Here is an 8,428-nt window from a genome sequence, read left to right as displayed (position 1 = left end):
GACGCTCCGTCCGCCGCAGTCGGCGCCGGAGCTCACCACCCCGGGACGTCGTCTCCTTTGATCGCTGACGGTTCTACGCCCGGACGGAGGGGGGCGGACGCGGAGCCGTACCCGCCGGCCGGCACCGCATCGGCGATCAGGTCGCAGACCGGGCGGGGTTCGGCCGCCAGCAGGTCCGTCAGGTCGGTGGCGCCGGCCACGAGGAGGCCGGCGCCGACGGTGGACAGCAGCGAGATGGTGTGGCCGACCTGGTACGGCTCCAGGCCGCTTCCGGCCAGGGCCTGGCGGGTCTCGAAGAGGGACATGGGCCGGTACTCGACCGGGCGGTCCAGGGCCCGGGTGAGGATCGCGGCGATGTCCTCGCCGCCGATCGCGGTGACGCCTTCGAGTTCGTAGGTGCGTCCGGCATGGCGGCTGCGGGCCGGCGTCAGCCCGCCCTTCCCGGCAGCGAGGTCGCGCTCGGTCTCGGCGGCCACCCGCACGGCCACGTCCGCGAGGTCCTGCCTGGCCACGACGGAGACCCGTCCGGCACCGAGGGCGGCGGCGAACACCCCGGTGGCGGCGGCCGATTCGGCACCGGCTATGGCGAGGCCGGCCGGAATCTCGGCGTAGAGGGCGTTGCGCAGCACCGTCACGTCGAACGGCGCGGCGGCCAGGCGGGTTTCGGTCCAGCGGTGCGGGAGGGCGATGGTCAGCGCGTCCCCGGACCCGGCGAGGCTGGTGTAGATCACATGCCGGACACCGGCCGCGGCCGCCGCGTCGACCACCGCGCCGTGGCGGGCCAGCACCACGTCGTCCTCCGCGTAACCGGCCGAGACGAACACCAGCGCGTCCACGCCCGCGAACCCGTCGACCAGGCTCGCCGGGTCGTCGAAGTCGATGCGGCGGGTGGTGGTCCCGTCGCCGGAGCGGCTGCCCGCCACCACCTCCACGTCCCCGAGGGCGGTCAGCCCTGCGAGGATCAGGCTGCTCAGTGCTCCGGTCACGCCGGTCACGAGAATCATCGGAACGCCCCTTGCGTCAGTCGGCGCGATGCTGTCCACCGCTCCGGTCATGCCGTCGAGCATCCGGGCGGGAGGGCGGGACGGTAAGGAGGCACTTCCGTGTCGGTCACGAACACGGCGGTAAGCGTGCAGGTGGGTGGGGGTGCGGTGGCGGCGACGTGAGGACGGCCACGTCAGGGGCGTGGGGGGCGCGCGGGGACGGGGCTTGCGGCACCGGTGCGCGGGCGTGGGCCGCGCCCGCTCGCCCGTACGCACCTACGCGCAATAATGAGCGAGCGCCGCACGTTGAGCATCACGTACACGTGGCGCAACAAGCGGCGTTCACGCCGCACGGAGGGACAAGATCGATGGCGGTCGCGACCAAGACCACGTCCCCGGTGCAGGGGACCAGCAGCATGGGGCCCTGTGACGACGACTGCGGCATCCGCGACGTACTCGACCGGCTCGGCGACAAGTGGACCGTGCTGGTGATCGTGGAACTGTCCAAGGGCGTCCGCCGGTTCCGCGAGCTGGAGCGGGCCGTCCCGGGGATCTCGCAGCGGATGCTGACCCTGACGACCAAGCGTCTGTGCCGGGACGGCCTGGTCGAGCGGACCGCCCACCCGACCGTCCCGCCGCAGGTGGACTACCGGCTCACGCCGATGGGGCGCAGCCTGTCCGCCAGCGTCTCCGCCCTGGCGGACTGGTCCCGCGAGCACAAGGCCGCCATCGCCGCCGCCCGCCGCGACTGGGACGCCGAGAACCGCGGAGCCGAAGCGGGGCCGTGACGCTTCCTCCCACGGCGGTTCGTGCGTGCGACCCTTCGCCATCACCTGAGCCCGCCACCGCGGACACGTCCCAGCCGGTCTCCGCCGTGCTGCGGGACAGCCGCGCGGCAACAGCGTGCCGGCCGCCCGGCCGTCTCAACCGGGCAGCGCTGCCGGAAGGCGCGTCACGTCACCAGGTCACAGGGAGAGAATCGAGGCGCAGCGCGTTCTCGTCCTCCTTGAACGGCACGTCCTCGGAACGCACAGCCAAGCGCAGGGTCGGGACACGGGCGAACAGGGTGCCGAGGGCGACCTGAAGCTCGATCCTGGCCAACGCCTGGCCCATACAATGGTGGATCCCGTGACCCAGCGCCAGGTGCCGGTACGGCGCTCGGTGAATGTCGAACCGGTCCGGTTCGGCGAACACCGACGGGTCCCGGTTGGCCGCGTCCAACTGGATCAGCACGCCGTCTCCGGCACGGACCGGAGTCCGGCCGATCACGGTGTCCTCGGCCGCGACACGTTGTCGCCCGTTGTGGGCCACCGTGACGTACCTCAGCAGCTCCTCGACGGTCGCGGCGAGCACAGCCGGGTCGCGGGCGGCGCGCAGCTCGGCGAGCTGCTCGTGGTGTGTCAGCAGGGCCAGAGCACCAGTGACGATCATGGCAGTGGACGTGCCGTGCCCGGAGAAGAAGAGCACCTGCGCCATGGCGGCCGCGTCCTCGCGGCTGAGTTCCCCGGATCGTACCCGCGGCGTGAGCGCCCGTCCCACCAGATCGTCTCCGGGCTCCCGCACCTGGGCGTCCGTCAGCTGCAGAAAGTACTCGTCCAAGCCGTCCAGCGCGCGGGACACCTGGTCCGGCGCCGCCTTCCGCGATGCGACGATGCGGCTGAGCTCGTGCAGCCTCAGACGGTCCCGCCGATCCACACCGAGCAGTTCGCACATCACGAGAGTCGCCACCGGCAGCGCGAAACCCTCCAGCAGATCCGCCGGGCGCGGGCCCGCGAGCAGCGCGTCGAGCGTGTCGTCCACGATCCGCTGGACGGACGGCCGAAGCGCCTCCAGCTTCTTCGGGACGAACTCCTTGATCAGCATCCCCCGTTGGCGGAGGTAGACGGACTCCTCCCTGAAGAAGAACGGCGACACCCGGTTCAGACGAGTGACCGAGGCGGCCGAAATGCCCGGAAAACCGGGGAGCCGGGCGTCCATGCTCAGCCGGGGGTCACGAAGCGCGCTCAAGGCGTCGTCATATCGGGTGACCAGCCACGGCGTGCTGCCGTCCCACACCCGTACCCGTGTCAGCCCCGCCCGCTCCCGTAGTTCCCCGTAGACGGCAGGGGGGTCGAAGGGGCAGCGAGCATCCCGCGTCGCCGGGTACTCGACCGGCTCGGGTGTCGCCTCAGCTGTCATTGTGTCATTCCCCGGTTCCGGAGCAATCGGGGCAGTCGGGGATCCGTTTGAGCTCGGCGACAGCCGTGTCCATGTGGAGCAGGTCGAGTGTCAGTTTGCGGCCGGCGATGGCGGGCTCTGCGATACCCGTGAGGTATTTGACGGTCTCCAGCGCGGTGAGGTGTCCGATCATTCCGGCGACGGGCGCCGTGCAGGGGTTGACGGTCCGGTCCCCGATGGCTTCCATGACGTAGCGCTGCATCGGCTCGTACTCCGGCTGAGTGCGCTCGGCTTCCCTTTCCACGCACGTGTAACAGGCCGTGCGGTGCGGGATGTGGAGGAACATGTTGACCGTGAGGCCGTCGTTGGCGCCACGTATCCAGGGTGTGCCAGTGGCCAGCGCGGCTGTGTTGAGCCATCGGTAGAGCAGGACCCGGGGGCGATCGGCCGCGCAGATCATCAGGTCGCGGTCGGCCATGTACCGTTGCGCGTCCTCGGGGCCGTTCACTGCGGACCGCTGGGCGGTCACACGGACATGCGGATTCACCTGCGCGATCCGCTCGGCGGCGGCCTCGACTTTCGGGCGGCCGATATCACCGTCGGTGTAGAGCAGTTGACGGTTGAGATTCGCCAACTCGACCTCGTCGTGATCGACGAGCAGCATGTCGCCGACGCCTATCGCGGCCAGGCTCATCGCCGCGTGCGTACCCAGACCACCCAGACCCAGTACCGTGACGCGGGCCTGCTTGAGCCGGAGCTGAAAGTCCGCGCTGGTGAGTGGCGGACGATGGAAATAACCGTAGAATTCCAGATTGCGGCGGTAACGTTCGAGTTCGCCCGTGGAGAAACGGTCGACCGGACCGCTCGCGTCGGCGTCCTCGATGAACCCGGCGTCCGCCAGGGCATCGACCGCGTCCTGAACCTCATGAGGCTGCACGGCCGGGTCGAATGCCTTCATCGCGGCGACCAGCTGGTCGTGGGTGCGGGTTCCGTCGAGCAGGCCCAGCAAGTGCCAGGTGTGTCCTTGCGCGTCGTCCTGGAGTTCACAGGCAACGCCGAAGCCGCTGCCGATCCTGATCCGCCCGTCCCCGGCCGGGATCGGGGGGAAGACGGCCTTGATGCGCGGACGTCGCATGACGCAAGGCCTCCTCGGACCCCTTGGTGAGAGATCCGGGGCTGGAGAACTCGCCTCCGGCCCCGGATCGGACGGTTGCTACCAGTCGGAGAGGCTGCCCAGGGCAGACACGTCGTCCGTCTCTTCACGCTCGAGCTTGCGGATCACGATTTTCATCCATCTCACTTCATTTCGAATGGACGTCAGAAATGCCGATGCCGGAAACGTAGCACCCTGCCGGCGCTTCGGTGTTGCTCACTGCGAACGAAAAAGTTTCCGGAGTGATTCGACTTTCCCGTCGGGTGCGTGTGGGGCAGGGCGGGCGGATCGCGGCCGTCCGCTCACCGGTGCACCGCCGCAGGTCTGGTATCGTGCGCGGACGGCCGGCGGCAAAAGAGCGGTGATCGCTTGTGCAGCGCCTGAGTCGTAGACCCGGCACCGGCGCCGCGAGAAGCGGCGAGTTGCGGTGTCGTCAGCCTCCTGGACGCGCCCGAGAGCCGTCTTCCCGTCTCCCCGAGCACCGGTGGTTCGCGCGGCTCCGGATGGCGGACGCCCGGTCCAGGCTTCGTCCCGCCTCGGACCTGGACGGTCGCCGAGCGCTCATCACAACGGAACCAGGCTGTGAGGATCGTCGAATGATCATTTGCGGGGTCAAGGCATCGCACGATGGCGGAGTCGCGTTGGTCGAGAACGGCCGCTTGCTGGCGAGCATCGAAGTCGAGAAGATCGCGAACGGACGGCGTTACAGCCCCCTGGGCACGCTCGCACGGGTGGGCGAGATCCTCCGTGGCGAAGGCATGGAACCCGCTGACGTCGACCGGTTCGTCATCGACGGCTGGGGGGCGGGTCCGGGCGTGACGTCGCCGTCGGTCGATCTGCTCGACGAGAAGGGGGCGGTGTCGCTGCCGGTCGCTCCCTACGTGGACGGGGAGTCGGTACGCGACCCGCTCCGGCGCTACGACTTCGCACCGGTGCGGTTCGGCGCCGACGCCGATCCCATGACCTACGTGAGCTATCACCACGCGAGCAACCACATCATGGGTTCCTACTGCACGAGCCCGTTCGCGCGGCGCCGGGAGGACGCGCTCGTCGTGGTGTGGGACGGCGGTATGGGCCCGAGGGCCTACCAGGTGAGTGCCGCCCGTCGGACGGTCGAGCCCGTCGCGCAGCTCTTTCCGGTCGTCGGCAACATCTTCCCGGCCTTCTGCGCGCAGTTCGAGCCGTTCCGGCGGGACACCTCACAGATGACGTCGAGGGAGGAGTTCATAAGCCACCACCTGGAGATCGCCGGGAAGGCGATGGCATACGCGGCCCTCGGCACAGAGAGTGAGGACGCGTTCGAGGCTTTCGACTCCCTCTTCGCCCAGTTCCCGCTGATCTCGATGGACAACGTGTTCCAGCTCGGTGAGAAGGCCGTGGCGAACCGCAGAGAACTCTTCCCCGGCCTCGGCAACGCCGACATCGTGGCGACGTTCCAGGCATACCTGGGCCGGAAACTGCAGGACGCCCTCACCCGTCTCGTCCGTTCACGTCACCCGGACGCGCCGCCGAACCTCTGCCTGGGCGGCGGCTGCGCCCTCAACATCAAGTGGAACAGCGGGCTGCGCGCGAGCGGCCTGTTCCGCGACATCTGGGTGCCGCCGTTCCCCAACGACTCCGGTGCGGCGATCGGCACCGCCTGTTGCGAGATGTTCGGCCGGTCCGACGCCGTCGCTCTCGACTGGGATGTCTACCAAGGCCCCATGCTCGCCACCTCGACAGTGCCGGCCGGCTGGACGGCCCGTTCCTGTACGGAGAGTGAGCTGGGCGCCCTCCTGCACCAGGAGGGCGAACCGGTGGTCGTGCTGTCCGGCCGGGCGGAGCTGGGACCGCGCGCGCTCGGCAACCGCAGCATCATCGCCCCGGCGGTGGATCCGCGGATGAAGGAGCTCCTCAACGATCTGAAGGGCCGGGCCGCATACCGTCCGGTCGCGCCGGTCTGCCTCGAGTCGCGGGCGCCGGAGGTCTTCGAACCGGGCAGCCCGGATCCGTTCATGCTGTTCGAGCACCGTATGCGGCCGGGCTGGGCCGAGCGTGTGCCGGCCGTCGTGCACCTGGACGGGTCGGCGCGACTCCAGACAGTGGGCAGCGGCACGCGGAGCCCGATCGTCGGGATTCTCACCGAGTACGCGAGGCTGAGCGGAATTCCCGTGCTCTGCAACACGAGCGCGAACCTCAACGGTCGTGGCTTCTTCCCCGATGTCCGCACCGCGGCCCAGTGGGGCCGCACCCGCCACATATGGTCCGACGGCACGCTGTACACCCACCCGGACCCGGACAAGCGCGCCGGCTGACGGAGAGGAGAGTCGCCATGGTGACGGGTGAGCAGAGGATCGGCATGAGGTGGGCGGCGCTCGGGGCGGCTCCGGGGCGGAGCCCGGACCTGCCTCTGCCCCAGGCCGTGGCCGGTGACGTGCCGACCCTGGCCGTACATGAGGGGATGGTGCACTGCGTCCACCGGAACAGTGGGACTCTGGCATGGACGTACTACGAGCCGGCCTCCGCACACGGCACACGGCAGGCGGGATGGAGCCCGCGCCGGACTATCGGTGTGGCATGCATGGGCTTTCCGGGGCTGGCCTCATACCCGCAGAAGCTCCACTGCGTGTACCGGGCACGTTCGCATTCCTCGTCCGTCCTGAGAACCCTGGTACTCGACGAGGACGGGACATGGCAGCCGGGAACGCAGCTCGCGGACGACGCCATGTCCGATCCCGTCGTGGCGGTGCACGACGCCCGCCTTCACCTCGCCTACCGCGGGTTCCCGAAGCCGGGCTCGACCCGACCGGTGACGAACTACCGCATCTTCGACGGTGCGAGATGGAGCGCGGCGACGGCCCTGCCGCCGGCAGACGCACAGGGGTTCGGCCTCATCTCCTATGCCGGCACGCTCCACTGCGCGTACCGCGCCGGCGTCCCCGGCAGGGCGGGACGGCTCCTGCACTCCAGTTTCGACGGTGCCGCCTGGAGCGCACCGGTCGTGATCCACGAGGGGCCGGGCTGGGGCCGGCCGACCCTGGCCGTCCACGACGGCAAGCTCTACGCCGCCTACTCCGTGCGAGCGGAGCCGTCCGAGCCGGCTTCGTTCGAGGACGCGGGGAAGGGCCGGTCACATGGACGCATGCCCCAGCCGACGAACGAACCGGTGGGGCAGACGCAGCAGGAGGTGACCGGGGTCCACCGGGCGACGGACCCGGACTTTCGGCAGGACGCGCTGATCAAGTACTCCTCGTTCGACGGGACCACGTGGAGCGTGCCCACCACGGTCGCGACCGGCGTGAGGACCCCGGGCGAGGAGATCGCGCCGGCGCTGACCGCCTACCGGGATCAGGACAGCGGCGAGGAGACGTTGCTGCTCCTGTACCCCACGGTCGTGGAGGAGACTGCGCCCTAGCGCCGGGTCAGCCGCAGTCCGCCCCGTCGCGACGCCCGGCGCACGGCACCCTAGCGTTGCCGCATCGGCCGAGCAGGCCCGGTCGTTGCCTGCCTGCGGGCCGGTGGCCCGGTTGTGCCCGCCCGTTCCGCCGCGCGGAGCGGGTGGGCACAGCCCGACCGTGTTTCTACAGGCTCGGGTAGAGCGGGTACTTCGCAGCGAGGGCCGACACGCGGGCGCGCAGGGCGGGCGCGTCGTAGGTGGGCTTCAGCGCCGCCGCGACGATCTCGGCGACCTCCCGGAAGTCGTCCGCCCGGAAGCCGCGGGTGGCCAGCGCCGGCGTGCCGATGCGCAGGCCCGAGGTGACCATGGGGGGCCGGGGGTCGTTCGGGACGGCGTTGCGGTTGACCGTGATGCCGACCTCGTGGAGGCGGTCCTCGGCCTGCCGGCCGTCCAGTTCGGAGTCGCGCAGGTCGACCAGGACCAGGTGCACGTCGGTGCCGCCGGAGAGCACCGCCACGCCCGCCTCGGCCAGGTCCGGCTGCGACATCCGCTCGGCGAGGATCCTGGCGCCCTCCAGCGTACGGGCCTGCCGGTCCTTGAACTCGTCCGTCGCCGCGGCCTTGAAGGCCACCGCCTTCGCCGCGATGACGTGCTCCAGCGGGCCGCCCTGCTGACCGGGGAAGACCGCGGAGTTGATCTTCTTGGCCAGCTCGGCCGTGGACAGGATCACGCCGCCGCGCGGGCCGCCCAGGGTCTTGT

6 protein-coding genes and 1 pseudogene are annotated in these 8,428 nt (G+C 70.2%); 3 read left to right on the top strand and 4 right to left on the bottom strand.

The genetic code is table 11. The features are described from left to right. Positions 1 to 32 precede the first annotated feature (32 nt). On the bottom strand, positions 33 to 1,004 hold the full coding sequence (locus VIW71_RS05860; protein WP_331620897.1) for an NmrA family NAD(P)-binding protein: 972 nt from the start codon (positions 1,002 to 1,004) through the stop codon (positions 33 to 35). 347 nt (positions 1,005 to 1,351) lie between these two features. Here VIW71_RS05860 and VIW71_RS05855 point away from each other — a divergent pair, with 347 nt between their 5' ends. Continuing rightward, positions 1,352 to 1,771, top strand: a complete 420-nt coding sequence (locus VIW71_RS05855) for a winged helix-turn-helix transcriptional regulator (RefSeq protein WP_414720672.1) — start codon at positions 1,352 to 1,354, stop codon at positions 1,769 to 1,771. A 169-nt stretch (positions 1,772 to 1,940) separates the two neighbouring features. Here VIW71_RS05855 and VIW71_RS05850 read toward each other — a convergent pair whose 3' ends face one another. Then, positions 1,941 to 3,161: a cytochrome P450 gene (locus VIW71_RS05850; protein WP_331620896.1), complete on the bottom strand. Its 1,221-nt coding sequence runs from the start codon at positions 3,159 to 3,161 to the stop codon at positions 1,941 to 1,943. 4 nt (positions 3,162 to 3,165) lie between these two features. After that, positions 3,166 to 4,275, bottom strand: coding sequence for a HesA/MoeB/ThiF family protein (locus tag VIW71_RS05845; protein ID WP_331620894.1), 1,110 nt, complete (start codon positions 4,273 to 4,275; stop codon positions 3,166 to 3,168). Between the two features lie 521 nt (positions 4,276 to 4,796). Between VIW71_RS05845 and VIW71_RS05840 the strand changes: the two genes are divergently transcribed. After that, positions 4,797 to 6,587, top strand: coding sequence for a carbamoyltransferase N-terminal domain-containing protein (locus VIW71_RS05840; protein ID WP_331620893.1), 1,791 nt, complete (start codon positions 4,797 to 4,799; stop codon positions 6,585 to 6,587). Between the two features lie 311 nt (positions 6,588 to 6,898). Then, positions 6,899 to 7,687, top strand: coding sequence for a hypothetical protein (locus VIW71_RS05835; protein ID WP_331620891.1), 789 nt, complete (start codon positions 6,899 to 6,901; stop codon positions 7,685 to 7,687). Between the two features lie 166 nt (positions 7,688 to 7,853). Here VIW71_RS05835 and VIW71_RS05830 read toward each other — a convergent pair. After that, positions 7,854 to 8,428: pseudogene (locus VIW71_RS05830) on the bottom strand (serine hydroxymethyltransferase); the annotation flags it as partial.

It is taken from the genome of Streptomyces sp., from assembly GCF_036524955.1.
Taxonomy (GTDB): Bacteria; Actinomycetota; Actinomycetes; order Streptomycetales; family Streptomycetaceae; genus Actinacidiphila.
The sequence above is the reverse complement of the archived record's forward strand: the minus strand, read 5'-3'. Positions and strand labels throughout refer to the sequence as shown.

Excerpts from the sequence above, each read along its gene's own strand:
- VIW71_RS05860 (WP_331620897.1), bottom strand. The coding sequence starts at position 1,004 with ATGATTCTCGTGACCGGCGTGACCGGAGCACTGAGCAGCCTGATCCTC.
- VIW71_RS05855 (WP_414720672.1), top strand. The coding sequence starts at position 1,352 with ATGGCGGTCGCGACCAAGACCACGTCCCCGGTGCAGGGGACCAGCAGC.
- VIW71_RS05850 (WP_331620896.1), bottom strand. The coding sequence starts at position 3,161 with ATGACAGCTGAGGCGACACCCGAGCCGGTCGAGTACCCGGCGACGCGG.
- VIW71_RS05845 (WP_331620894.1), bottom strand. The coding sequence starts at position 4,275 with ATGCGACGTCCGCGCATCAAGGCCGTCTTCCCCCCGATCCCGGCCGGG.
- VIW71_RS05840 (WP_331620893.1), top strand. The coding sequence starts at position 4,797 with ATGGCGGACGCCCGGTCCAGGCTTCGTCCCGCCTCGGACCTGGACGGT.